The following is a 24,521-nucleotide window of genomic DNA, read 5'->3' on the forward strand; positions in this document are numbered from 1 at the left end:
CGGACATATAGATAAAAGAGGCACAATAATTGAGGTCCTCTGATGCAAGTAGCGCGCGATCTGGAACAAGCTGTCGGCAATACGCCCCTTATCAAATTGCGCGGAGCCAGCGCACTCACTGGATGTGATATCTACGGCAAAGCCGAGTTCATGAATCCTGGCCAATCGGTCAAGGACCGTGCGGCCCTGTTTATCATCCGTGATGCCATCGCGCGCGGTGATCTCAAACCGGGTGGTACCATTGTCGAAGGTACTGCTGGTAACACCGGAATCGGGCTGGCGTTGGTTGGCGCGTCGATGGGATTTAAATCTGTCATCGTCATTCCTGAGACACAGTCAGAAGAAAAGAAAATGATGTTGCGTCTGGCTGGAGCCGAGCTCATTCAGGTGCCCGCAGCGCCCTACCGTAACCCCAATAACTTTATCCGTTATTCCGAGCGCTTGGCGAAGGCACTGGCGGGCAGCAACGACGCAGGTGTGATCTGGGCAAACCAGTTTGACAATATTGCCAACCGTCAGGCCCACATTGAAACAACTGGCCCTGAAATTTGGGCCCAGACTGATGGCAAGGTAGATGGGTTTATCTGTGCCGTTGGATCTGGTGGTACGTTGGTTGGCACTGCAATGGCACTGCAGCCCAAAGGCGTGAAAATTGGCTTGGCGGATCCAGACGGCGCTGCACTTCATAGCTTTTACACCAAAGGTGAGCTGTTGACCGAGGGTGGTTCGATTGCTGAGGGCATCGGACAGGTCCGTATTACGCGCAACCTTGAAGGATTTACGCCTGACTTCTCGTATAACATCTCTGACGCAGAAGCATTGCCAGTTGTGTTTGATATGCTTGAACATGAAGGCCTGTGCCTTGGGGCATCCTCTGGCGTGAACATTGCAGGCGCGATCCGTATGGCGCGCGAAATGGGTCCGGGGCATACGATTGTTACCGTGCTGTGCGATTTTGGGACACGCTATCAGTCCAAGTTGTTCAACCCATCCTTCTTGCGTGAAAAAGGTCTGCCTGTTCCTGAATGGCTGGATCGTGAAGCCGCAGAACTACCATCGGTGTTTGAGGACGTATGATCCGACTACTTGACCGCGGGGCTGCCTACGTAGCGGCTCTCATTACAGTGCTGGTGCTATGCGCCAGCGCTGTGTTCGCCCAAGATCTATCTGGTGTGGACATGGAGAAGTGGCGCGCGCTTGAGGTACGTGCTGAGGCGGCGGTTGATACTGCTGATACCAGTGACGAAACTCTGGATGAGTTGCGCAGCGAGCTGGTGGTTTATCGGGGGCAATTCAACATTGCGCGCGGCGCAAACGCGACACGCATCGCCAGCCTCAGAGATCAGATCACCCTGTTAGGATCTCCCTCAGAAGTCACAGGGGCTGCGCCAGAAGCTGCTGAAATTGTTGAAAAACGTACCGAACTTGAAGAGCAGCTGGCGACCTTGAATGCACCTGTACAGGTTGCCGATAGCGCGTTCACGAGCGCTGATGGCTTGGTCGGTGAGATAGATGCCGAGCTGCGCAACCGGCAAGCTGAAGCTCTTTTAGAAGTTGTCGAAACTCCTTTGAATCCGGTTCACTGGCCGGGAGCAATCGAAGAACTCAGAACATCGATATCAAAGCTATGGGTTATCGTGAGCCCAGATCAGTCCGTTCAGCGCAGTGCAAATTTGTTGCGAAATTTACCTGTCATTCTATTTGCGGCGATTGCCGGTTTGATTTTGATCGTGAGGGGCAGGCGTTGGTCGAAGATGATCGTCGAGCGGTTGCGCCAGTCGACTGCCAGAGGGCTTGGGGTTTGGCAATTTGTTGTTTCACTATTGCGGATTGTGTTCCCGTTGGTTGGCCTGTCGTTATGGGCCTATGCGGCGCGTTCTAGTGGATATCTGGGTGACCGGGGCGATCAGCTGATCGTTTTCATCCCAATTCTAGGAGCCTCAATGCTCGGCTTTCGTTGGGTGGCCGAACAGGTGTTCGCGCGCGAAGAAGACGATGCACTTATCGCCCTAAACGGAAAAGATCGCGCGCAAGCACGCTTTTATGTAGGGTGTATCACCGTATTACTGGTGATGAGTTCAATTCTCCAGCTTATCATCGATCTGGAAGACGGCTCTGTCCTGACTAAGACAATTATCAGTTTCCCCTTTACGGTTTTGATCGCACACGGGCTTTTCATGTTAGGGCGGTTGTTGCGCCGCTTTGGTGCTGAACCCGATGATGATGACACGGAAGAAACTGCCCGTGCCAGCACGCTGGGGCGTCTGATCCGGAGCATTGGGACGATAACCATAGCAGTCGCGATTGCGGCCCCGCTGTCACAGGCGGCGGGTTTTATGAATGCCAGCACCTCGATGTTGTTCCCAACGGTTCTGACGCTGGTTCTTTTGGGGCTTGTTCTTACTCTTCAAAGGTTTAGCGCAGATGTTTACGGTGCGATAACGGGGCAGGGTAAACAAGCTCGTGACGCGTTGCTGCCGATATTCTTTGGAATGATCTTATTGCTGTGCGCGTTGCCCGTTTTGGCGCTGGTTTGGGGCGCGCGGGTTGTTGATCTCACTGAAATTTGGTCTGCATTTCACCGTGGTTTCGCTGTTGGGGATGCGCGAATTTCACCAACGGACTTTATAACGTTTGCCGTGATATTCACCATTGGTTATCTCGCTACGCGGTTGGCCCAAGGTGCGTTGAAAACCAATGTGCTGCCCAAAACCAAAATCGACAAGGGGGGCCAAAACGCAATTGTTTCTGGCTTGGGCTATGTTGGTATTTTCCTTGCTGCATTGGCAGCGATTACAGGCGCGGGCATTGATCTCAGCTCGCTTGCGATAGTCGCTGGTGCGCTTTCAGTTGGTATTGGTTTTGGTCTGCAAAACATAGTATCCAACTTTGTGTCGGGGATTATCCTTTTGATAGAACGACCCATTTCCGAGGGCGACTGGATCGAGGTGAGTAGTGGGCAAATGGGCTACGTGCGCGATATTTCGGTGCGCTCAACTCGGATCGAAACCTTTGACCGGACGGATGTGATTGTTCCAAATGCCGATTTGGTCAGCGGTACTGTCACGAATTATACCCGTGGCAATACTCTTGGTCGCGTCATCATTCCAGTCGGCGTTGCATATGGGACCGATACCAGAAAAGTTGAAAGAATCTTGAGTGAGATTGCCAATGCCCAGCCCATGGCATTGGCCAATCCAGCCCCATCAGTATTGTTTGTAAACTTTGGGGCCAGCTCGCTTGATTTCGAGATCAGGATGTTTTTGCGTGATGTGAATTGGATGATGTCGGTGAAAAGTGACGTAAACCACGCTATTGCAGAACGGTTTGTTCAAGAGGGCATCGAGATCCCGTTTCCGCAGCAAGATGTTTGGCTGCGCAATCCCGAAAGCCTAAGAGAGAGCGCGCAAATGCAGCCAGCACCAAAAGCCAGTCAGACGGAAACTGATGCGTCAGATGCGCTTGGGGATGAATTGCCAAGCGTTGCAGCCAAGGGAGAAGCCGAGCAATGACGCGCATGCTCTTTCGTGAAGACCCGTACCAGCGGGATGCCAAAGCGCGCGTTGTAGCGCATACTGCCGAAGGTGGTGCGGTATTAGATGAGACGGTCTTTTATCCAACGGGTGGCGGGCAGCCCGGTGATAGTGGCTGGCTGGAATGGGATGGAAACAAATTGCCCATCGCAACAGCCGTGAAGGGGGAGGGCGCGCAGATCGTCCTTGTGCCCTCTGAGCCGTTGGCGCTGCCGCCCGTAGGAGCCCATGTTGTCCAGCATTTGGACTGGGACCGCAGGCACAGGCATATGCGCGTGCACACCGCATTACATTTGCTATCCGTTGCAGTGCCATTTGGGGTGACGGGGGGCTCAATTTCTGCCACCCACGGGCGGCTTGATTTTAATATGCCCGATGCGCCGGATGACCGGATGGCCCTTGAAGAGACAATGAGACTGTTTGTCGAGGGTGACGCGCGGGTGAGCGACGGTTGGATAACCGAGGAAGAGCTGGAGGCAGCGCCTTCACTAGTGAAGACGATGGCGGTCAAACCGCCACGTGGCACGGGCGATATTCGCTTGGTACGGATAGGTGAAGAAGACGACTGGATCGATCTACAACCCTGCGGCGGAACCCATGTAGCTCGCACAGGGGAGATCGGTGCATTACGGCTTGGAAAGATTGAAAAGAAGGGGCGGATGAACCGTCGAATCTACCTTCATCTGGACAGTTGAACATTTGACGCACTTACAGTGAATTTCGTGCTTGCATACCAAAGGCATCCCTTGCTAAAGACCCTCCAACGGATCGGTGGCCGAGTGGTCGAAGGCGCACGCCTGGAAAGTGTGTAGGCGGGAGACCGTCTCCAGGGTTCGAATCCCTGTCGATCCGCCATTACCCAAATGGCAAGATGGAGCAACGCCTCTAAGACGTTATTTTTATTGATTGCATGATGATCCCTACGGATCGGGCGTTTTCCGATCTTGGTGCAAATATTGGTACAGGGATATTGGGCAATGTGGGGTCTCCACATCAAACAGCGTGGTAAATGGTGGCATTACTATCGTGCCGTTGCGAACAGGTTTCGGGATGTAGACGCGCGGATTCAGATATGCTTCGCTTTGAAGACCACAGATTTTTTCGAGGCGAAGCTGCGCGCGGCGCAGATATCCCTGAAGCGAAGACCTTTGCATCAATTCTTGCGCTGAACAAAGCCATGGGCAGCTACGGACTGGGTCTGGTCTTATTAGATGCCGCTGCATTCAACAGATCATTGCTGGATATGGTGGCTTCTGTTGAAGGGTTATAGGTATGACGGACCGCTTCACCCCGAAGTTGGGCGTTGTCTGGCGCTGTGAGCGAGATGCGTTCAGGCCTACCTGGATGGTTCCTACTTGCTTGATCCGTTTCATGAACTATATATTTTAGAGGTTCCGGTCGGAGTATACTGCTCGCGTGAAGTAGCGCCCGACCATTTTGCGCGAAATCAACATTTTATCGAATACTTTTGTGAAACGACAATGGTCGATGAAATCGCTTTTGTGTGTTATCCACACCCCGGCGTCTCGCTGCAATTGTGCTTGGGAAGAGACAGGGCCAGTGATAAGTAGTTTTCAAAATCAGAGCTCAAAAAAGCACAGGAATTTGTGCCTGTTATTGCATCACTACTCACGCGCCAGTGGTCTGAACTGGATACATCGGGTTCTTTCGACGAGAGTAAGACAACGGAAAGAATCTCGGATTTGGCTAAAACGACCCATGGGTTTCACCTGACAACCCGGCAAGTTGAAGTCATTCTTCTTGTCCTAAAGGGGCATTCATCCACGTCTATTGGTTTAAAGTTAGGGATCACGTACGAGACGGTGAAAGTGTTTCGTCGCCAAGTATATAGGAAATGTAATATTTCGTCTCAGGCCGAGTTGTTCAGTCTAATTGTGCCCTTGATCTCTAAGTAGCACACTGGATCACCGTTGAATATTTAATGTCAGTTCTGGCCAACAACTCATAAGTGTCGCGCGTCAATTTTGGAACAAACCGCAACGATGGATCAGTTTGAAATCCGCTGAGAGCAGTAATGTTGTACGGTTTCTTCGACAGCCAGGGTCGCATCGAGGTTATTAATTTATGCGCCGTGAGGGAATGTTGCGTAAGAAAGTGCAGCCTATGAAACGGACCGTTTTTTCAGGACAGGGGCATATAATATTCTGCAAGCACATAACCACGTGTAGAAATCAACGAGATGTTTCCAAGCGAGAACTATGTGGTGGCGGGCGATTTTTAGATCACCCAAACACAGCCTTGGTCAAGAAGGAGAGGCCCTTCTACGTCAATTGTAGTGGAATTTCATCAAGTAACACTCAGTAAAAATGCCAGCCTCTGTTAATTCAGGGGCGGCTTCTCTGTTTTTTGAGGTTCGATGTGCTGCGGCCTACGGGTTTGCGCAACCCAGTTTGAAGGTCAGCATTTGTTCAAATAGCTGTTAGAACGTGTGAAAACTGGAATGATTATCTTGATGCAACAAGCATCAAGATAATAGGCTCTCCGCTAATGTTTAAAATTTAATTAGCACCACAAACTTTACACGCACGTCAGAACATGGGTGGACACACCATAGAAATGCTTTTGCCGTGAGATTTTTCAGTCTCTCAATTGGGACGCATACCTTTACAAGGACATAGCAGATGCCAGCAACACCAGAATTTTGGTCCAACAGCTTTACAGTAAATAACAATATCGCCGAAGACGCGACAGACCCGCAAGTTATCAAGCTGGCAAATGGCAATACGTTGATCGCGTGGGTAAGCGCAGATGACTCATCCCCGACAACCGTAAATGGCCTGGACTTGCGTGGTCAGCTATTTGATCCTTTGGGCAACGAGGTCGGCGTTGAATTTCGCCTGAACAGAACCTGAACGGCAGATACTGAATTCCAGCCTGCGATTGCAGCGCTTCCGGGCGGTGGTTTTGCCGTTACTTATCTGGATCTAGAAGTCGTCGCAGGTATACCAATCACCTTTGATAGCTCTATTGTTGTTGATGTGTTCTCGGACTCGGGTGCTTTTCTGCGCGAAGAGGTGTTGGTTGATAATGTTGGCCAATTTACGTTTGGTGCAAATGTACCAGATATCGCGGCGCTTAGGGATACTAATACGCTGATCACATGGGTGGATTTGGGGAATGGCGATGTGATTTCTCAGAACTACAATCCGCTTAATGACAGTCAGATCGGCACTCAGAATATAGTGTTTAACGGTGCAACTGGCACAGACCAGAGTATTCGCGGCCACGCGGTCACGGCCCTTAACAATGACGATGACTATGTCATTGTTTTCGTGAACGAAAACCTTAGTGATGATACCAATAAGTTTCAATTCGTTTCCGAAATTGGCTTGAATCAAGGAAGTCGTGTTACTGTTGGTACTTTCGCTGATGCCTATGATCCGTCGGTTACAACCTTGTCTGATGGCCGTTTCATCATTGCATATACGGTTGATTCATCTGGCGGTACCAACACCGGCGTTCGTGCGCATATTTATAACGAGGATGGCACGGTCTCTACGGGTGTGCTCAACTTTGCGACGACCGTTGCAGGGAACCAAGCGGAAACCGAAGTGGTCGCCTTACCTAATGGCGAGTCTATCGTATTTTGGATTGATTCCGAAACCTTCGATGTCCACGGTCAGCGGCTGTCTACCACAGGTACTAACATCGGCAGAGAATTCGATGTGCGAAACTTCAGCGCGACAGATACGAGCGGCATCTCCGCGACCCTGATGGATGATGGCCGTGTACAGGTCACATGGCAGGAAGAGTTTGCGACCGACCGCGTCACCTAGGCCTACTTTGATACACGCGACAATGCCAATAGCCCGGATGCGAACGGGTATCAGATTGGGACCATTGGCAATGATATCTTTGACGTCGAAACTGGCGCATTCGAGATTTATGGCTATGAGGGCAATGACCGGATCACTGTGGATCAGGATGAAGTGAATCCCGCCTCTGTGTTTGATGGTGGCGACGGGACAGGTGATGTCCTTGTGATTGCCGATACATCATTTGGGAATTGGAATTTTATTGGCGAAACACTAACAGGCTTTGAAGAGATCGAGTTCGATGCAATTAGTTTTGATTTTGATCGGATCGCTTCTTTCACGGACACGCAGGTTGCAGGTGTATCGATTTTCGGTTTTGACGGCGGCACTGATTCCGAAGAAACGCTGCGCATTTTCCTGACAAGCCTGACCACAGTGGATTATTCGACGGTTAACGTTCAGGGTTTTTCCACTGCAGATGATTCCATTAAAATCGCGGGCGATAGCAGCAGTGAGTCCATAACAGGTACATCGGTTGCGGATCAACTTCTTAGTGGTACGGGTTCGGATACACTGAACGGCGGTAACGGCGATGACACCCTTTTTGTGCAACAAGACGGCGTTGTGAATTTTTATATCGGTGGCACTGGCGTTGATACGCTCAACTTTTCAATATTTGGCGCGGCGGTAACCTTTTTCCACAATACACTCGCTGCCAGTGGTACGTTCGTATCGGGGGGCACAACCTCAATCTACACAGGCATCACAAACGTGATTGGCTCTGCGACCGATGATTTCCTGCGTGGTGCTGGTATCGTGGATGGCGGCGGCGGCGCGGATAGCCTGCGCGGCTTTGGGGACAACACAGTACTGGGTGGCAGCGGCAATGACATCCTGCGTCTAAGTGATGGGGATGGCAGCCCGAACTTTGACGGGGGCGCCGACACTGATACGTTCAGCACTGAGGACCTGTCGACCAATCTGACCTACGTCGAGCTTGGCGCAGGATACCGACAGGGCACAAACGTGGCAGGCGCATTCTCTGGGACATCGACCAACATCGAGAACTTTGTTGGCTCTTCCAGCAATGATATTGTTATCGGAACGGACGACGCGAACCTGATCCAAACGAACGGCGGCAATGATACCATTGAAGGCGGTACAGGCAACGACAGCTTGTATGGTGGCGGCGGCAACGACGTATTCATAGAAACAGGAATTTTCGATTTATTGAACAATAAAGTCCTCTTTGACGGGGGGAGATGACATTGATTTGCTAATTAGTGACGCAATTTGGAATTCAACTATACACTTCAATCTCCCAGCAGGCTTCGTCCAATTTTAAGGCACAAACTACCATCAACTGATTAGTATCGAAAACGTCTCATTCGGGGGCTCGGCACAAGCAACGGGTGACGGAGAAGATAACGTACTAATCGCGTTGAGTACTGCCGACAACGCAAACCTTATTGATGGTGCTGCTGGTAACGACAGCATTGAAGGGCGCGGGGGTGATGACACTATCATCGGTGGTGCGGGCAACGATACCGTGCTTGGCGGAGAAGGCGCGGACAGCATTTCAGGTTATGGCAATGACGACATTCTGTCAGGCGACGCAGGCAATGACGTGGTGCGCGGCAACGCGGGCAACGATGTTGTCGGTGCTGAGTCTGGGAATGACAGTGTCTATGGCGGCTCGGGCAATGATCTGCTCTCTGGCAGCACAGGTGACGACCTGCTCAACGGTGGGATTGGCTTTGATACGGCTGACTACTCCGAAGTGACTGACAACTTGGTGGCAAGCATCAACTTTGGAGGTGCGCAGTCGGTTTCAGCGCAGGCGGGTAAAGATACGTTTGTTTCCATCGAAGCGCTCATTGGCGGTTCAGGCAATGATCTGCTTGTCGGTAACTCTGCGGGCAACCTGATCGTTGGTGGTGAGGGCAACGACGAAATCTACGGCATCGGAGCAGGTGACATCCTGCGCGGCGGTATCGGCAATGACCAGATCGAAGGCTCCGGTGGTAATGACACCATGGAAGGCGGAGTGGGTGACGCAGACGTGCTGAGTTACTTCAACTCGGCTGGTGGCGTCACGGTCAACCTGCGCTTCCAAGGCGTGGCGAAAGCCGTTGGTGGCTCATCAGGTACCGATCTGTTCACTGGCTTTGAGGACCTTTTTGGCTCTAACGTCGGGGGGGACACCCTTGTCTGTAGCGTCGAGGATAACCGCATCCTTGGTTTTGCCGGTGACGATCTGATCTTTGGCTTTGACGGGGATGATGATCTTATCGGCATGACCGGTGCAGATACGCTGAACGGTGGTCTGGGCGCAGATATCCTGTCGGGCGGTGGTGCTGCGGATACGTTTGATTTCAACAATATCACCGACAGTAGCGGCACCTCACGCGATACAATTGCTGACTTCGGGGTAGGTGGTGCCGATCTGATTGATCTCAGTACAATCGATGCCAACCCAATTGTGGGCGGCAATCAGGCGGTCAGCTTTATCGGCGCGGCAGGCTTTTCTGAGGCGGGTCAGGTGCGCTTTGCCACAAACGGCACAAACGGGTTTGTGCTGGGGGATGTCGATGGTGACGGAAATGTTGATCTGAACATCCTACTGCTGGGCGTGACCTCGATAGGCGCAAGTGACTTCGTGCTCTGAAGGTAACTTTGCATTGATGCATGGAAAATGGCGCACCCCTTATTGGGTGCGCCATATCGTTTGAACTATGGCAATGCATATTGTTTGCTTTGTATGCTATGAGAGGGAATTCTACGGCGTTCTGTGACATGAAGCTGTGTGTGAATAAGTTGGGTGTGAATCGTTCCCATTTAGGTTATTATCGTTTAATAAGTTACTGTTTTCTAATAGGAGTCTCACTTCAAGGTGGTTGAACCCAAGTTAGGTAACGACGTTTCTCTATCCTATTTTCTGAGTTCTTCGGCGAATGCTTCGGCAGGTGTTCTCCATCGTGTGTATTTTCGAGGTATACCGTTCAGGCGTTCACAAATCGCTTTCATGTCGCGGTCTGAGAGCGTTGAGATCGGCCTATCTCTAGGTAGGAAGCGCCGCGCACGCTTGTTCAGGTTTTCAACGGACCCTTTCTGCTTTGGGGCTTGTAGACCGCAGAACCAAGCCTCGGTTTCGATACCTGATTTGAGCTTTCGCCAGCCCAAGAATTCAATTCCGCGATCGAAGGTGATCGATTGACAGGCGGTTTGGGGTAGGGGGTCCATCACCTTCATCAACTTTGCAATGAAGTGCTTTGAACTGCGATCGTTATTCCGGAACAAGACAGCATAACGCGTCTTGCGTTCGACCAACGACGCCACATTGGTCTTGCCATGTTTGCGCCTAAAGATCATAAAATCTCCCACCCAATCACCGAATGCCGAACGGTCTTGGATGTATTCCGGCCTGTTGTGGATCGGGCGTTTCAACGGGAACATCATGCCACGAGTAATGCGAGTATAGCGGGGTTTTCGCTTCTTGCAGCGATCCGGAAGGTATCGGGCCAGAGCCTGTGATTGACCATCCGGACTGTGGACATAAGAATAAATCATCTCATGACTGACGGTGGTTGTATGGCCTTCAATTTTCAGACGGCCTGCGATCTGTTCCGGAGACCAACCTTCTTGAAGCCGATCAATCACAGCCTCGCGGAGTTCCGGAATGCGCATTAATTTGCGGCGCCGTGCACGACGTTCAGCTGTAGATTTCTGCGCCGTCATTCCGTAGTAGCCATCCAATTAGAATGTACCCGATTGTCAGTAAGAAAGTGTATAATTAGTATTATGTAAATAAATGGCAATCATCAATACTGATTTAGGCTGCTAAACCTAAACTACCGATAAAGTAGCACATTTGGCCAAGTGATTGATCTGTTGTGTGGTACTGCCAAGGACAAGGCTAGCAATACCGTTCAAACCGCGACGCCCCGTGATGATCAGATCTGCGTCAATTTGTTCGGCGTGGCGTAGTATTTCCGCGGCGGCTGTGCCGTGTGGCATATGTGTCTTTACCGAAGTGAATGCAAAATCTTCAGCGATAGATAACGCATCATCCAGAATTTTTTGTCCTTCCTTTTCAACCTCCTCCATACTCATCTTCATGTCATTTGCGTGACACCCTGACACGGCTCCAACAATCATATTTGATGTTTCTATATGGGTCACATGTATCAACGTAACAGCACCAGAATAGTGTCTCGCCAGATCAAATCCCACGCGCGCAGCTTCATGAGCTTTGAGGGATCCATCTAATCCTACGATGATCTGTCTAAACATGTATTTCGTCCTTTCATTCGGCCAACAAACTGACCATCAGGCAGTTCTTGCCTCATCTCGCATATTGGCAATTTCAGGCTTTGATACATATCAATTCCCGCTTGCCCCTGATGCGGCATATTTGGCAATATGACGTATGAAAGAGGCCTTTCCTATGACCAAACCGAACCAAGACACTGCAGTCCTGCATGCGATACTTGATGCTGCAGTGGATGCGGTTGTCGTGTCAGATCAAATCGGCACTATTTTGCGGGCAAATACAGCGGCTGCGAAGTTATTTGGGTATGATGGCTCTGAAATGATTGGCCAAAATGTCGCGACGTTGATGCCAAAAGCACTGGCAGATATTCACGACAGATTCATGTCCCATCACGTCACTACAGGCGAAAAGCGGATCATCGGAATTGGCCGCGATGTCGAAGGGCTGCGCAAGGATAATTCGATCTTTCCCCTTCATTTGTCGATCGGCGAAACGCAGATTGATGGCGAGCAAATGTTTGTCGGAATTATGCACGATCTGACCAACCGCAAAGCAACTGAAGATGCGTTAGCCCGATCCCAACGGCTGGATGCTATCGGTAAGATGACTGGCGGTATTGCACATGATTTCAATAACTTACTTACCGTCATTATTGGTAACCTTGAGTTGCTGCAAATCCGCGGCGCTGACGCGGCCCAACTGGATTTGATCAAGGACGCGCTTGAGTCAGCCGAGATGGGCGCAGACCTGACCGCCCGGTTGATGGTCTTTGCGCGACGTGGCAATTTAAAACCTGTTGAGACGGACCTGCGCACGTTGTGCACACAAACGCTGAAGCTGCTAAATCGTACATTGGGTGAAGCGTACCGTATCACTACAAATTTCGCAGCTGATATAGATCCTGTGATGATCGATCCGATTCAATTGCAATCCGCGTTGATGAACCTCGCCCTCAATGCACGTGACGCTATGGGTGATGGCGGTGAGCTCCTAGTATCTATTGAAAATGTCGTGATTGACGATTCCTACATGGCGCAGGAAATCGACATTGAACCCGGTAATTATGTGCGCCTTTCCGTGAGTGATGATGGCGCGGGCATGAGCCTTGAGGCGCAGAAACGCGCATTTGAACCATTTTTCACCACAAAATTTAATAGTGGAGGCACGGGTTTGGGTCTTGCGATGGTGTATGGCTTTGTGCGCCAATCTGATGGTCACGTCACCCTGTATAGCGAGCTAGGACTGGGGACCAGTTTCGGCCTCTACTTCCCTGCCCTTGCCAAACCGGACACACAGGCGCGTATGAAATCACCGACCACTGGCACTGAGCAATCCGCGCCCCACGGAAATGCCGAGGTTGTTCTGGTAGTCGAAGACAACCCCAAGGTACGTAAATTGTCATTAGAACGCATCCGAGACCTAGGTTATCAGACAATCGAGGCCGAGAATGGCGACCAAGCCTACCAAATCCTCAAAGACGGAGCGCAGGTTGATTTGGTGTTCTCTGATCTTGTCATGCCCGGGAAGTTGAACGGGTATGATTTGGCGGCCAAAATCGCGGATGAATTCCCCAAATTAAAGGTGATCTTGACATCAGGGTACGCAAGCGATGTGATTTCGGGCACCCTCGCCCATAGTAAACCCTTTGAAATATTGCACAAACCCTATCGCCAGTATGAATTGGCACATCGGTTTCAGGCCATCTTGGAAAACCGATAGATCCTTTAATCTACCTGAACGTCATGGGCGAATGTATACCCGACACCACGCACAGTTTTGATCAGTTTTGGGTCAGATGGGTCGCGCTCGATCTTTTTGCGCAGGCGCGCAATCTGGTTGTCGATCGCACGATCCAGAGGTTGCCATTCAGCCCCGCCCGTAAGGTCCATCAACTGATCACGCGACAGAACCCGCTTTGGTCTCGTCAAAAACACACTTAGCAATTTAAAATCACCACTTGTGAGGCCGCTGGACGCTCCGTTTCTATCCAGTAGTTCCAACTGATCGGGGATCGCGGTCATGCCATCAAATCTGTACTGCACGCTCTCAGCGCCACTTATAGGCTGAGCTGCGACGAAAGCAGCTTCACGCGCTTGCGCAGAGATTTCAGACCTCCGTAAGACACTTCGGATACGCGCAATGACTTCGCGCACATGGAACGGTTTGGTTATGTAATCATCCGCTCCAACCTCAAGCCCGACAACGCGGTCAATGACATCATCCTTACCCGTTACCATGATGATAGGAACCTGAGAGATATGCCTGATCTGGCGTGCAACTTCGATGCCATTTTCCGACCCAAGGTGGATATCCAACGTCACGAGGCACAATGTCGAATTTTCCATAAATTCCATGACTTGCGCCGTGGTTTGCGCTTCGACAACAGAAAACCCCTCCCCTTCGAGCACATTGCGCAAGAGGTTCCGAATTTTTTTGTCATCATCAACAACAAGGACTGTCTGGTCGTTCATACACCACCTTCACGCCCGAACAGGGTCAATCAACGTATATTCTAAATACTGACACAGAATGTAATACACCGTTACAAAATGATACATAAACCTGCAAGTGCGCGATAATCGCCGATACATTAGCAGTGCAAAAACCCTTTAGTTCAATCAGAGGGTCGCCGATCATGTACGTTACCATCCCAACGGAAAATTCCAGCACCTTTGCCTTTTTGCCCCTTTGCGGAACGACCACGCCACAAACCATTCAAACCCACCTAGAACCTGGCGCGTACCTTTATTATGAGGGCGATGAAGTAGAATGGCTGTATCAGGTGACCAGTGGTGTTGTACGCCTTACCCGCTTACTTAGTGATGGCCGTCGTCAGGTAATCGCCTTTGGTTACCCCGGTGATATCATCGGCTTTCCTGCGTCTGGCAATCACCATACAGATTGCGAGGCACTTACTGACACGTACCTTCAGCCCTACAGACGTTCCATTCTTGAAGGTGGCGCAAGTGATCCGAAGCTCTATAGTGCGTTGTTGCATGCCGCCCTTAATGAAATTAGCGCCATGCAAGACCACTTTATGATGTTGGGCCGCAAATCTGCCAACGAAAAGCTGGCGTCATTCCTGTGTGTTTTAGCTGCCCGCGTTGGCACCGACTTGGGCGCATCGCGCAGTGTAAACCTCCCCATGAGCCGTTCGGACATTGCCGACTTTCTGGGGCTCACAACTGAAACCGTCAGCCGGACGTTTACTCAATTGCGCAACAGCAAAGTTATCACCATTGAAAACATTCACACGGTGATCATCCATCGCCCGACGGCCCTGCTTGCGCTCTCTCAAGGTCACCACACCTAGGTTAGGAGTGCGGCGTAATTATATATAATTATTATATTTTATATCTTTATGGTTGGTTGTTTAGCACATGATTTCCATCTGCACAGCATGCCATTCACATGGCACCGATTGACCCTGATCAATCAGCTTTCCGGTAACCTTGTTACGTTTGTGGTCAGTAGAAACAAAATCAAACAAAAGGACACATCCCATGGGCCCGAAAACAATTCTCGTTTGCCTCACCACGCCAGAGAACGCTGAAACCCTCATGAAAGTTGCTGTTCCGTTGGCGCGAAAACACGGCGCGCATTTGGTTGGGTTACATACAATCGAGGCATTATTGGTGTATCCAAGCATTGCCATGCACATTCCTGAACCAGCCTTTGCTGCATTTAACGCCAGCCAAAAGAAAGAGGCGCAAGGGATACGGGACATATTTACGAAACACACCCAGTCTGAAGATTTTGTGAGTGAATTCAGACTTGTACGCGCTGAAGCTGCTTCCGCAAACGAACGAATGATAGAATCTGCACGCGCAGCGGATCTGGTGATCATGGCCCATGAAGACAAGGACCGTGACCGCTATGATCAACGTCATGCACAGTCGTATGTAATCCGCGAAAGTGGGCGACCCGTCATTGTGGTGCCTCTTGATTATGAGGGTCCGGAAATTGGTGCTAATATATTGATGGGATGGAGCGACACGCGGGAAGCCACACGCGCAGCACATGACATGCTAGGTGTTGCTGATGATGGTGCCGCCCTCACAGTGTTGCGTGTGGAAAAACCGTCAAAGGACATTCTGCAAGATGATGATGCCGTAGACATTGCAGAAATGTTTGCACGCCACGGCCTGAAAACAACCCTCGAACGGCGCGCGCCCTCAGGTCATAGCATTGCGGATACCCTTAACAAGGTTGCGTTTGAAAAAGGTGCTGACCTGATCGTCACTGGTGCGTTTGGCCACTCAAAAGCCTATGATTTTGTGCTTGGCGCAACGACATATGCGCTTTTGAAAGAGCAGCAAATCCCAGTACTTTTCAGCAAGTGAGCCGCCGAAAAGTCTCCGCTGGGTCATAAAGGCAGAAGAACCCTTACCCGTGCTCTTTTCTGAAGGAGTGACGCTTCAAACCTACAGCCATTGACCTTTGTCAGTTCGGATTCCGAACGATCTGTCATTCTAATATCAGCCTAACATCAGCCGCCCCTTTCGTCGGAAATGGCCGTAGCTACACAATGGAGAACAATATGAAACGCCGGACGATACTTTTTGTGATGAATACCCAAACGCCTGACGCCCAAATACACGCCGCCGCCGAAAGTGCTGCTGCGGACAATGAGCATTTGTCTTGCCTGTTGATCGATATGGCGCCTGCGTTGCCGATGTACGCGTTTGGCGTTCCGCCCTACGGCGGTATGAACATACCAACCAATTGGGGTGATTTGGTTGAAAAAGCCCAACAAGCACAACACGCGCGCGTCCAGGACGTGGAAAAATTGCTGGCCAAGAGCAATGCGTCGGGGGATGTACAATCAACCATGTGTGCGACTGTTGATGTGAAACACATTGTAGCGCGTTCTGCGCGTGTCAGTGATGTCGCTCACCTCGCTCCTAACTTGCGCGATGCCCCAGAGATATTTAACGAAGCGGCAAGTGGCGTTTTGTTTCATTCCCCCATTGGCCTGCGCTTGAACGGCGCGGTTTCTCAATCCGATGAGCGAATTTTTGTAGCATGGGACAGCAGCAAAGCATCCGCTAGCGCGGTCCATGCCGCTCTTCCTGCTCTAAAGAGCGCAAAAGAAGTTGTGATTGCTTGCATTGATCCGTTCATGAGCCCCGATCGCAATGGTCAGGACCCCGGTGTTGATGTGGCTGCATGGCTCAGCCATCACGGGTGCAAGGTCACTGTATCACAGTTCCCCAGTGGCGGGCTTGATGTTGCTGAGTGCATTCATAACCGCGCAACAGAGTTTGGCGCAGATTTGATTGTTATGGGGGCTTATGGCCATGCAAGGATGATCCAAAGCGTCTTGGGCGGCACCACCCGTTCGATGATTGAGCAGACAAAGTTGCCCGTTCTTTTGGCTCACTGATATCCCAACTCGTTTGAACGAAAGGGCCTGCACCGACACTGCAGGCCTTTTTTGTGTTACGGCGTAGATTGCACCAAAGCGGCAGAACATTGGGGTTAGATTTGGGGATCACGCCGCAAGCAGTTTGGTTCTGATTTATAAGCGCGGTAGTGCGCATATCAGTTTGTTGTTTGAGGCGGCAAACTGGGTTTCTCCGATCTGCCGCTTCACGTTATCAAATGGGGAAATTACCATCGTCAAAAGGATCAGGCTCTTCGATGGGCGCATTTGGCTTAGGAGGTTTAGGCACCACCGGATCATTTTGCTGCGGTTCTCTCGGTGCCGGGGGTACCTTAACCGGGTCGTCCGGCAAGGCGGCAATCGGGAGTTGTTTATCTAAGGAGAGACTTATGCATTGTTGGTTCATTCTGCGTCCTTTCCATGTGTTCACCTCAACTTAGTTGGACTGGGGCCCGCAAGATTGATCAACATCAAAGCAAGCGGGCAAAACAGAACTGAAAAGTATCTTTCTCCCAGAATTTTTGAGGCCCAAAAGGTAGGCATCCCGTTTAGGCCCTGCCCTGGATATTCCGCACCAAATTCCGCAATAACTGCGGCAAAGCTGCCCTCAACTTAGTTTAGTCGTTCTAAAAATGTTTATTAACCAGTACCAATTGCACCGCTATCGACACGGTGCGCTATACTTGGTACTATATTGTCTGAAAAAGCCCCAATTAGTTCAAACCTAAATCTAAAAATCCAACTTAAAATAGATGCAATATCTCCGCAAATATGCGATCTAGTTCCTCTAAGAACTAGACAGTGTTAATTTGGACTGGCACAGTTTTTTTCACACACCTAATTATCGGAACATGTCATGTCATCGGTCCTTATTTTAAATGGTCCCAACCTAAATCTTCTGGGTCAGCGCCAACCAGAAGTATATGGCACAACCACGCTCGCAGATATCGAAGATATGTGCTTAACACGCGCTTTGGCGTTGAAATTGGACGTTAGCTTTTTGCAGTCCAACCATGAGGGTGTCATGATTGACGCAGTTCATGCGGCAAAGGGCACCCACGGCGGGCTAATTATTAATGCGGGCGCATACACGCATACCTCAATTGCGTTGATGGATGCCGTTGCTTCCGTTGAATTGCCCATGGTTGAGGTTCACCTGAGCAACATCCATGCACGCGAACCATTTCGCCATGTTTCGTATCTGTCAAAAGTGGCCATTGGCCAAATTTGTGGATTTGGTGCGCAGGGCTATCTTATGGCGCTAGACGCCTTGGCTGAAAGATTGGTGATTTCATGAGTTTACGTCGTTACCTTTTAGGTGTTGCTGACAGCAAAAGTATCGAAGAGCTGTGGAAAGACCATGTAATCAAAATGGCTCAATACGGGTTTGACCGGTTGCTCTATGGCTTTACCCATTACCGCACGTCTACTTCTTTAGGTGACCCTAGTGATTTCATTCTGCTGACCAACCACGCACGCGCCTACATTGATGTTTTTCTAGATGAAGGACACTATTTCCATGCACCCATGGTGCACTGGGCCCTTGAAAATGAGGGCGCAAAAAGCTGGAAGTTGCTGGCCGAAATGGAACGCACAAAAACCCTCAGCGCGCCAGAGCGGCGTGTTTTGGAGTTTAACCGCGATATGGGCGTCACAGCAGGCTATTCTATCAGTTTTAAATCGATCTCTGCGCGGTCCAAAGGTGCAATTGCCCTAACCGCAAAACGCGGCATGGATCAGGACGCTATTGATGCGGTCTGGGCTGAGCATGGTGCAGATATTACTTTGATGAACAATATCGTTCACCTGAAAATCCTGACACTCCCATATAGTGCGCCTAACCGCTCACTCACTTCACGCCAACGCGAAGCGTTGGAATGGGTAGGTGATGGCAAGACCACACAAGACATTGCGATGCTGATGGGCTTGACCTCTGCTACGGTTGAAAAGCACCTGCGCCTGGCCCGTGAGGCATTATCGGTCGAAACGACGGCTCACGCTGTTATGAAGGCAGCATTTGCAAATCAGATGTTTGTCCTAGATAGTTTGACACCCAAAAGGCCCTGACAAAGATAGGTAGGGTATACCTTACTTTCCCTAGGGGGAATTTTGATGCAAATTCACCTTGTCAGATCGTAACGGCTAAGCTGGTCTGGCAGACGACCTAGATAACTTTGGAATTACAAAGCGCTGTCGGGTCGCCGGACCCAGTGGGACTGTTTTAAATGTCTCACTGGCCGGAGCATATGAGGACCCTACTCTCCCCAGAGTCGTCAAATTTTTGGGTCTTCTGTACAGCACAGTCCCTTGTCCCAAGGCACTGTGCTGTTCGCTGTTCAAGGGCGTTGAAAACCAGTGATGAGCCAATTCCGAAACGTGACCATTGCTGGCGTGTCCACCCGTTGCTTTGACCAAACTAAATAGAACCCGCGTCCTTCTTGCTCTGCGACGCGTCTCATTTGTGTCAGCATATGGTCCTCTACAGGATCAAGGTAACAGCGCGGCACCAATGCAACCCCCTGCCCTCTGCGTGCCGCGTCCAAGGCTAATGATGTCTGATTGACCTTCAAAATTCTTACTTCATTTTGGATGGCAGCACCTTCAAGTGCCGCGGCCCATAATCGGTGACTGTCTTCAATCAACGGGTAAGATTCCAGCGGCGCATCTGACGGGTATTGCGCAATCAGCGAATGCGCGGCCACTGCCACCAGATCATGTGGCCCCAGAAAACACCACTCAACATCCTTCTGTTGCGGAGGCATTCCTTGCCGCACTGCCATGTCCATTCCGTCAGTCTTGAAATCGGTCACCTTTTGATCCGCAGTAATCTGCAAATCAATCTCTGGGTGTTCATCCATAAATGACGGCAATCGCGGGCCAAGCCATTTTGCCGCGAAAGAGGGCGTTACCGTCAACGCAACCGTGTTCGAAACTGCTGTCACCGCAGAAAGGGCTGCATCGATCTGCTGCAAGGCATGTGCAATTTCTTTAGATAGAGCTTCTCCTTGAGATGTAAGGCTAAGGCCACGCGCTTTTCGATGAAAAAGTTGCACACCTAACTCGGCCTCTAACGCGCGGATTTGTTGGGCTACAGCACCTTGCGTCACGTTCAGCACCTCAGCCGCATGGCCAAAGTTGAGGCATACCGCCGCTTGGTGAAACATGCGCAGACCGTTTAAATTGCGGTGGCGGATCATCATGCGCTTCCTTGGGTGTAGTTTTTCTACAGGCTTGCGCGAAAAACCATGATTGGTCAATCCAAACACCCACTGCCATTACAGCCTGAACACAGTCAGGAGGATGTAATGACGCAATTTTTAGAAGACAGAGTGACCGTTCTTAAGTGGATCGCATCGGTGATCCAGATCATGGGATATACTGCAACCGCATATGGACTAACGCCGTTGAACATCTATCTTTTCCTGATGGGATTGATCGGGTGGTTCGCCGTTGGCTGGATCTGGAAAGATCGTGCCATCATGCTCATCCACATCGTTGCCCTTGGCGCCATGATTGTCGGCCTGATGGGGCGCTAAACGTAAAAAGGCGGAGCAAATGCCCCGCCTTTCAAAACCTTAGTCGTCAAAGTAGCTTATGCGCCGCCGACTTTTGCAACTTCTGCTGCAAAGTCTTCTTTGATGACTTCAATGCCTTCGCCAACTTCCAAACGAACGAAGCCGGTAATTGTTGCGCCTGCTTCTTTCGCGGCATCAGCCACTGTCAAATCAGGGTTGATTACGAACTGTTGGTTCACAAGCGTGACTTCGGACATGTACTTCTTCATACGGCCAACGATCATCTTTTCGATCACAGCTTCCGGCTTGCCGGATTCACGTGCGATATCGATCTGAACCTGTTTTTCTTTTTCAACAACAGCCGCATCAAGATCAGCTTCGGACAAGGACACTGGGTTTACCGCTGCAATGTGCATCGCAACCTGTTTACCAAACGCTTCGTCGCCACCGGTCATTGCAACCAGAACACCGATGTTACCCATGCCAGGTGCAGCAGCGTTGTGCACATAAGACACAACAACGTCACCTTCGATGGCAGCCATACGGCGCACAGACATGTTTTCACCGATAACGGCTACCGCATCTGTCACAGTCTGCTCAACGGACTTGCCGTTCATGTCAGCTGCTTTCAGCGCGTCAAGGTCTGCTGCTGTCACTGCTGCGTCAGCAATGCCTGCAACCATGTTCTGGAAGTCGGCGTTTTTGCCAACAAAATCTGTCTCGGAGTTAACTTCAACCGCAACGCCGCGGCCGCCTTCAACTTTAACCGCCACAAGACCCTCTGCCGCTGTACGGCCGGATTTCTTTGCAGCTTTTGCCAGACCTTTGGTACGCAGCCAATCAACGGCCGCTTCCATGTCACCAGCTGTTTCTGTCAACGCTTTTTTGGCGTCCATCATGCCCGCGCCGGTCGAGTCGCGGAGTTCTTTGACCATGGATGCTGTAATTGCCATCGCTCTGGTTCTCCCAATCTATTTTGAAAAGTATGGGGCGGCTATACCCGCCCCATGTATCAACAGTGCAACAAAGCGCTTAGCTTGCTGCAGGTGTCTCTGCTACAACTTCTTCAGCGATAGCTTCTTCAACAGGTGCTTCTTCCATCGCGCCCAGATCAACGCCAGCGGCGCCCAGCTGTGCAGACATACCGTCAAGAGCAGCACGTGCCGCCAAATCGGTATAAAGAGCGATTGCGCGTGCCGCGTCATCGTTGCCTGGAATGATGTAATCGATGCCATCTGGGGAACAGTTGGTGTCAACCACAGCCACAACTGGAATACCCAGCTTGTTGGCTTCGGCAATTGCCAGCTGCTCTTTGCGGACGTCGATAACAAAGATCAGGTCAGGACGACCGCCCATTTCGCGGATACCGCCAAGGGAAGCCTGAAGTTTGCCTTGGTCACGTTCCATGCCCAGACGTTCTTTTTTGGTCAAACCACCAAAGCCCAGCTCGGATTGCTCGTCGATGTGCTTTAGGCGCTGGATGGATTTGGACACGGTCTGCCAGTTGGTCAGTGTGCCGCCGAGCCAGCGGTGGTTCATGTAATACTGTGCGCATTTTTCTGCGGCATCCGCGATAGGCTGTGCTGCCTGACGCTTGGTACCAACAAAAAGAACACTGCCGCCTTTGGCGACTGTATCACGGATGATTTTCAATGCTTCGTCCAACATTGGGACGGTCTGCGTCAAATCCATGATGTGGATGCCGTTACGCGCGCCATAGATGTACGGACCCATACGTGGGTTCCAGCGCTGCGTCTGGTGGCCAAAGTGTACGCCTGCTTCAAGCAGTTGGCGCATGGTGAACTCAGGAAGAGCCATGTCGTTATACCTTTCCGGTTTAGCCTCATCGGGGGAATGATACGCAGAATGCGAACCAACCGGCGGAACCTCTGGGATTTCTCCCCATTGGTCCCATCCCCGACTGCGGGATTAAGTAGGCTGCGATTAACTCAGGATGAACTATTCTGCAAGTGTAAAAGCACCTGTTTGGAGCCTTATGCGCCCTACTGGCTTGATCATTTCGTCAAACCGCGTGCACAGGCACTTAGTTAGATGGCAAAGCCGCAGTGTGTGCTTTGCGAACCGCTTGCTCACAGGCTGCGGCGATTGTTTTTCGGTTCTCAAATTCCGACACCTTTAGGGGCGTCCCGTAAACAACTTCAACTGATCCTTGGCGGGCGGGTGCTAGGGTCGCTAACAGATGCGTTGCAAACTCCATTGAGCCCCACCACCCATAAAACCGCGAATCCATCCCAGCCGGAGCGTGATAAATCACTGCAACAGGTTGTATCTGAATTTCATCCCGCAACTCATCCGCAAAGAACGACTGAAAAAGCGTGGTTTTGAACGGCAAGACCTGCAAGCCGTCTGTGCTGGTTCCCTCAGGGAAAAACAACAGCTTATGCCCTGCCAACATCCGCTGCTGGAACAACTCAGTTTGGGAGCGCGCGCGCGCTGGGTTTCGTTCGATGAAAACAGTCCCTGTTGCCCGCGCCAGCCAGCCAATTCCCGGCCATGATGCAACTTCGGATTTCGAGACAAAATAGATCCGCTTGGCCGCGTTCAATGAAAAGATATCTAACCAACTGGAATGATTTGCCACAACAGCACCGCGTCCCGCCATCGGCGTACCAGTTACCAATATGCGCATGCCAAGGACACGGAAAGCATTTCGGCAGACAAACTGTGTGATGAAGGGAGTCACCGGACGGTGTAGGCCATGCAAGGGCCGTTCAAACAGGCGGACCAACAGTAAGACAATCAATCCACCGAATACCAAAACGATCAGCACCGCCGCCCGCAACACAATCCGCATCCAGCCCACAGCAGTGACCTTTGGCATGTCCGGATGGCTGCCTTTGTCCCATGTTTCGCTCATTTGGCTTGTCCTGAATAAATCTTTGCCTGTCTGGCGTTTAGCAATGCAGTATCCATAATCAAACAAACATCCGTTGTATTAAATCTGTGGTCCACATAGGCTCCCTCGCCCACACATCCCCCTAATCGAAGATAGGCTTTGATCAGGCTCGGCACTTGAACCATCGCAGCACGACGATCAAGGGTTTTAACGTCGATCATGTCCATACGCTGGTAGCCTTCATCAAGCGCACGTACCCGCAGTTCCGTTGGCGCAAGGTGGCGATCGTGAAGCAACGACAAAGGCGCAGCAAGAGCGTCCGTATCTGTACCGTGAAAGCTGGCTACACCGAACAGAATGTCAATTTTATGGGCCACCACGTAGTCGGCCAGACCGTTCCAAAGACAATGCATCGCAACACCACCACGGTAATCAGGATGCAGGCACGAACGTCCTAGCTCCAACAATCGACGTCCCGACGCCTTAAGGCATGACAGGTCATACTCACCTTCAGAATAAAATCCACCTGCAACCTCTGCCTTGGCCCCGCGCAACAAGCGATATACGCCAATGACGGCGTTATCATCCGTTGTTGTCAAAATCATATGATCGAAATATGGGTCAAAACGGTCCCGCTCGAGCCGTTGCTCATGGTCAACCAGATCACCGCCACCGCCCAGCTCCGTTACAAAAACATCGTAACGCAACCGCTGAGCGGCCCTCAATTCGGTTTCGGTTTCAACAAGTTTTACTGCGAACTCTGTTCTGCCATGACGTGTCATGACGCTCCCCATCTATTGCTGTGTTTGCTTTCTGCGGGCAGATACGCGGGTCGATGTATATTTGCAACAGGTTGGTGAATACCAGACTCAATCAAAGGTTGTAATCGGTCATTACTGGTCAGAACGACACAACTTGTTAAGATATTATTGTAACTGTTAACCATCAAACACAGGGAGCAAGGATATCCGACTGCTATCGATAACAACTTTACCTGCTTCCCGGAAGTTCACAGTGAGTTTTCCAGCTATGTTGCTTTGTACCTGCCCCAGCCCCCAATCAGGCATATCCGGATGCCGCACCAACATGCCTGGGGTCAAGATAGCATTGAGATCCTCCATCACATCTTCCTTTTCTACTGAGAGGCCATAAATTGCACCACTCCATAAACATCGCTGAGC

Annotated in this window: 25 protein-coding genes, 1 tRNA gene and 1 pseudogene; 17 read left to right on the plus strand and 10 right to left on the minus strand. The window is 50.9% G+C overall.

Annotated elements, in window-relative coordinates:
* The first annotated feature begins 42 nt into the window (after positions 1 to 42).
* The 10 genes from V7775_RS12320 (at position 43) to V7775_RS12360 (ending at position 9,977) form a co-directional block, all read left to right on the plus strand.
* The gene (locus V7775_RS12320) at positions 43 to 1,077 is read left to right on the plus strand and encodes a cysteine synthase A (protein WP_335752197.1); all 1,035 of its coding nucleotides are present in this window, start codon (positions 43 to 45) and stop codon (positions 1,075 to 1,077) included.
* Entirely contained in the window at positions 1,074 to 3,512 is a 2,439-nt protein-coding gene (locus V7775_RS12325) for a DUF3772 domain-containing protein (protein WP_335752198.1), read from the plus strand. The genes V7775_RS12320 and V7775_RS12325 overlap by 4 nt, the downstream gene beginning before the upstream one ends.
* The gene (locus tag V7775_RS12330) at positions 3,509 to 4,228 is read left to right on the plus strand and encodes an alanyl-tRNA editing protein (RefSeq protein WP_335752199.1); all 720 of its coding nucleotides are present in this window, start codon (positions 3,509 to 3,511) and stop codon (positions 4,226 to 4,228) included. The genes V7775_RS12325 and V7775_RS12330 overlap by 4 nt, the downstream gene beginning before the upstream one ends.
* Before the next feature lie 70 nt (positions 4,229 to 4,298).
* A tRNA-Ser gene (locus V7775_RS12335) sits at positions 4,299 to 4,388 on the plus strand.
* Between the two features lie 217 nt (positions 4,389 to 4,605).
* A complete protein-coding gene (locus V7775_RS12340) occupies positions 4,606 to 4,803 on the plus strand; it encodes a hypothetical protein (protein ID WP_335752200.1) in 198 nt (65 codons plus the stop codon).
* A 337-nt stretch (positions 4,804 to 5,140) separates the two neighbouring features.
* Positions 5,141 to 5,449 carry a helix-turn-helix transcriptional regulator gene (locus V7775_RS24765; protein WP_443070120.1) on the plus strand — a complete coding sequence of 103 codons (309 nt, stop codon included), beginning with the start codon at positions 5,141 to 5,143 and terminating at the stop codon, positions 5,447 to 5,449.
* Between the two features lie 726 nt (positions 5,450 to 6,175).
* Entirely contained in the window at positions 6,176 to 6,406 is a 231-nt protein-coding gene (locus V7775_RS12345; protein WP_335752201.1) for a hypothetical protein, read from the plus strand.
* A 126-nt stretch (positions 6,407 to 6,532) separates the two neighbouring features.
* Positions 6,533 to 7,330: a hypothetical protein gene (locus tag V7775_RS12350; protein WP_335752202.1), complete on the plus strand. Its 798-nt coding sequence runs from the start codon at positions 6,533 to 6,535 to the stop codon at positions 7,328 to 7,330.
* A 138-nt stretch (positions 7,331 to 7,468) separates the two neighbouring features.
* Positions 7,469 to 8,575 carry a calcium-binding protein gene (locus V7775_RS12355; protein ID WP_335752203.1) on the plus strand — a complete coding sequence of 369 codons (1,107 nt, stop codon included), beginning with the start codon at positions 7,469 to 7,471 and terminating at the stop codon, positions 8,573 to 8,575.
* A 175-nt stretch (positions 8,576 to 8,750) separates the two neighbouring features.
* Positions 8,751 to 9,977 (plus strand): calcium-binding protein, encoded by a 1,227-nt coding sequence (locus V7775_RS12360; protein WP_335752204.1) that lies wholly within the window; start codon positions 8,751 to 8,753, stop codon positions 9,975 to 9,977.
* A 263-nt stretch (positions 9,978 to 10,240) separates the two neighbouring features.
* Here V7775_RS12360 and V7775_RS12365 read toward each other — a convergent pair.
* A pseudogene (locus tag V7775_RS12365) lies at positions 10,241 to 11,065 on the minus strand (IS30 family transposase); the annotation flags it as partial.
* 90 nt (positions 11,066 to 11,155) lie between these two features.
* Positions 11,156 to 11,602 (minus strand): universal stress protein, encoded by a 447-nt coding sequence (locus tag V7775_RS12370; protein WP_335752206.1) that lies wholly within the window; start codon positions 11,600 to 11,602, stop codon positions 11,156 to 11,158.
* Between the two features lie 154 nt (positions 11,603 to 11,756).
* Here V7775_RS12370 and V7775_RS12375 point away from each other — a divergent pair, with 154 nt between their 5' ends.
* Positions 11,757 to 13,301, plus strand: coding sequence for a PAS domain S-box protein (locus V7775_RS12375; RefSeq protein WP_335752207.1), 1,545 nt, complete (start codon positions 11,757 to 11,759; stop codon positions 13,299 to 13,301).
* 5 nt (positions 13,302 to 13,306) lie between these two features.
* Here V7775_RS12375 and V7775_RS12380 read toward each other — a convergent pair whose 3' ends face one another.
* The gene (locus V7775_RS12380; RefSeq protein ID WP_335752208.1) at positions 13,307 to 14,053 is read right to left on the minus strand and encodes a response regulator; all 747 of its coding nucleotides are present in this window, start codon (positions 14,051 to 14,053) and stop codon (positions 13,307 to 13,309) included.
* 164 nt (positions 14,054 to 14,217) lie between these two features.
* On the opposite strand from V7775_RS12380, the gene V7775_RS12385 reads away from it, so the two are divergent.
* The 3 genes from V7775_RS12385 to V7775_RS12395 all read left to right on the plus strand — a co-directional run bounded on the left by V7775_RS12385 (position 14,218) and on the right by V7775_RS12395 (position 16,968).
* Complete coding sequence (locus tag V7775_RS12385; RefSeq protein WP_335752209.1) at positions 14,218 to 14,895, plus strand: helix-turn-helix domain-containing protein; 678 nt, start codon at positions 14,218 to 14,220, stop codon at positions 14,893 to 14,895.
* A gap of 190 nt (positions 14,896 to 15,085) precedes the next feature.
* A complete protein-coding gene (locus tag V7775_RS12390; protein ID WP_335752210.1) occupies positions 15,086 to 15,925 on the plus strand; it encodes a universal stress protein in 840 nt (279 codons plus the stop codon).
* 197 nt (positions 15,926 to 16,122) lie between these two features.
* Complete coding sequence (locus tag V7775_RS12395; protein ID WP_335752211.1) at positions 16,123 to 16,968, plus strand: universal stress protein; 846 nt, start codon at positions 16,123 to 16,125, stop codon at positions 16,966 to 16,968.
* A gap of 214 nt (positions 16,969 to 17,182) precedes the next feature.
* On the opposite strand, the gene V7775_RS12400 is transcribed toward V7775_RS12395, so the two are convergent.
* The gene (locus V7775_RS12400; RefSeq protein ID WP_335752212.1) at positions 17,183 to 17,374 is read right to left on the minus strand and encodes a hypothetical protein; all 192 of its coding nucleotides are present in this window, start codon (positions 17,372 to 17,374) and stop codon (positions 17,183 to 17,185) included.
* 450 nt (positions 17,375 to 17,824) lie between these two features.
* On the opposite strand from V7775_RS12400, the gene aroQ reads away from it, so the two are divergent.
* Together aroQ and V7775_RS12410 are read left to right on the plus strand one after the other, a co-directional pair.
* The gene (gene aroQ / locus V7775_RS12405; RefSeq protein WP_335752213.1) at positions 17,825 to 18,265 is read left to right on the plus strand and encodes a type II 3-dehydroquinate dehydratase; all 441 of its coding nucleotides are present in this window, start codon (positions 17,825 to 17,827) and stop codon (positions 18,263 to 18,265) included.
* Positions 18,262 to 19,035: a LuxR family transcriptional regulator gene (locus V7775_RS12410; RefSeq protein WP_335752214.1), complete on the plus strand. Its 774-nt coding sequence runs from the start codon at positions 18,262 to 18,264 to the stop codon at positions 19,033 to 19,035. The genes aroQ and V7775_RS12410 overlap by 4 nt, the downstream gene beginning before the upstream one ends.
* Positions 19,036 to 19,304: 269 nt before the next feature.
* On the opposite strand, the gene V7775_RS12415 is transcribed toward V7775_RS12410, so the two are convergent.
* A complete protein-coding gene (locus tag V7775_RS12415) occupies positions 19,305 to 20,165 on the minus strand; it encodes a LysR substrate-binding domain-containing protein (RefSeq protein WP_335752215.1) in 861 nt (286 codons plus the stop codon).
* A 108-nt stretch (positions 20,166 to 20,273) separates the two neighbouring features.
* Here V7775_RS12415 and V7775_RS12420 point away from each other — a divergent pair, with 108 nt between their 5' ends.
* Positions 20,274 to 20,504 (plus strand): DUF6552 family protein, encoded by a 231-nt coding sequence (locus V7775_RS12420; RefSeq protein WP_335752216.1) that lies wholly within the window; start codon positions 20,274 to 20,276, stop codon positions 20,502 to 20,504.
* Between the two features lie 56 nt (positions 20,505 to 20,560).
* On the opposite strand, the gene tsf is transcribed toward V7775_RS12420, so the two are convergent.
* The 5 genes from tsf to V7775_RS12445 form a co-directional block, all read right to left on the minus strand.
* Entirely contained in the window at positions 20,561 to 21,436 is an 876-nt protein-coding gene (gene tsf, locus V7775_RS12425) for a translation elongation factor Ts (protein ID WP_335752217.1), read from the minus strand.
* Positions 21,437 to 21,515: 79 nt separating this feature from the next.
* Entirely contained in the window at positions 21,516 to 22,301 is a 786-nt protein-coding gene (gene rpsB, locus V7775_RS12430) for a 30S ribosomal protein S2 (protein ID WP_335752218.1), read from the minus strand.
* Between the two features lie 226 nt (positions 22,302 to 22,527).
* Positions 22,528 to 23,361 carry a lysophospholipid acyltransferase family protein gene (locus V7775_RS12435; RefSeq protein ID WP_335752219.1) on the minus strand — a complete coding sequence of 278 codons (834 nt, stop codon included), beginning with the start codon at positions 23,359 to 23,361 and terminating at the stop codon, positions 22,528 to 22,530.
* Positions 23,358 to 24,122, minus strand: coding sequence for a GNAT family N-acetyltransferase (locus V7775_RS12440; protein ID WP_335752220.1), 765 nt, complete (start codon positions 24,120 to 24,122; stop codon positions 23,358 to 23,360). The genes V7775_RS12435 and V7775_RS12440 overlap by 4 nt, the downstream gene beginning before the upstream one ends.
* Before the next feature lie 156 nt (positions 24,123 to 24,278).
* Positions 24,279 to 24,461: a DUF3553 domain-containing protein gene (locus V7775_RS12445; protein ID WP_335752221.1), complete on the minus strand. Its 183-nt coding sequence runs from the start codon at positions 24,459 to 24,461 to the stop codon at positions 24,279 to 24,281.
* Between the last annotated feature and the right edge of the window lie 60 nt (positions 24,462 to 24,521).

Origin of the sequence: Sulfitobacter sp., assembly GCF_036960155.1 — a bacterium.
Taxonomy (GTDB): domain Bacteria; phylum Pseudomonadota; class Alphaproteobacteria; order Rhodobacterales; family Rhodobacteraceae; genus Sulfitobacter.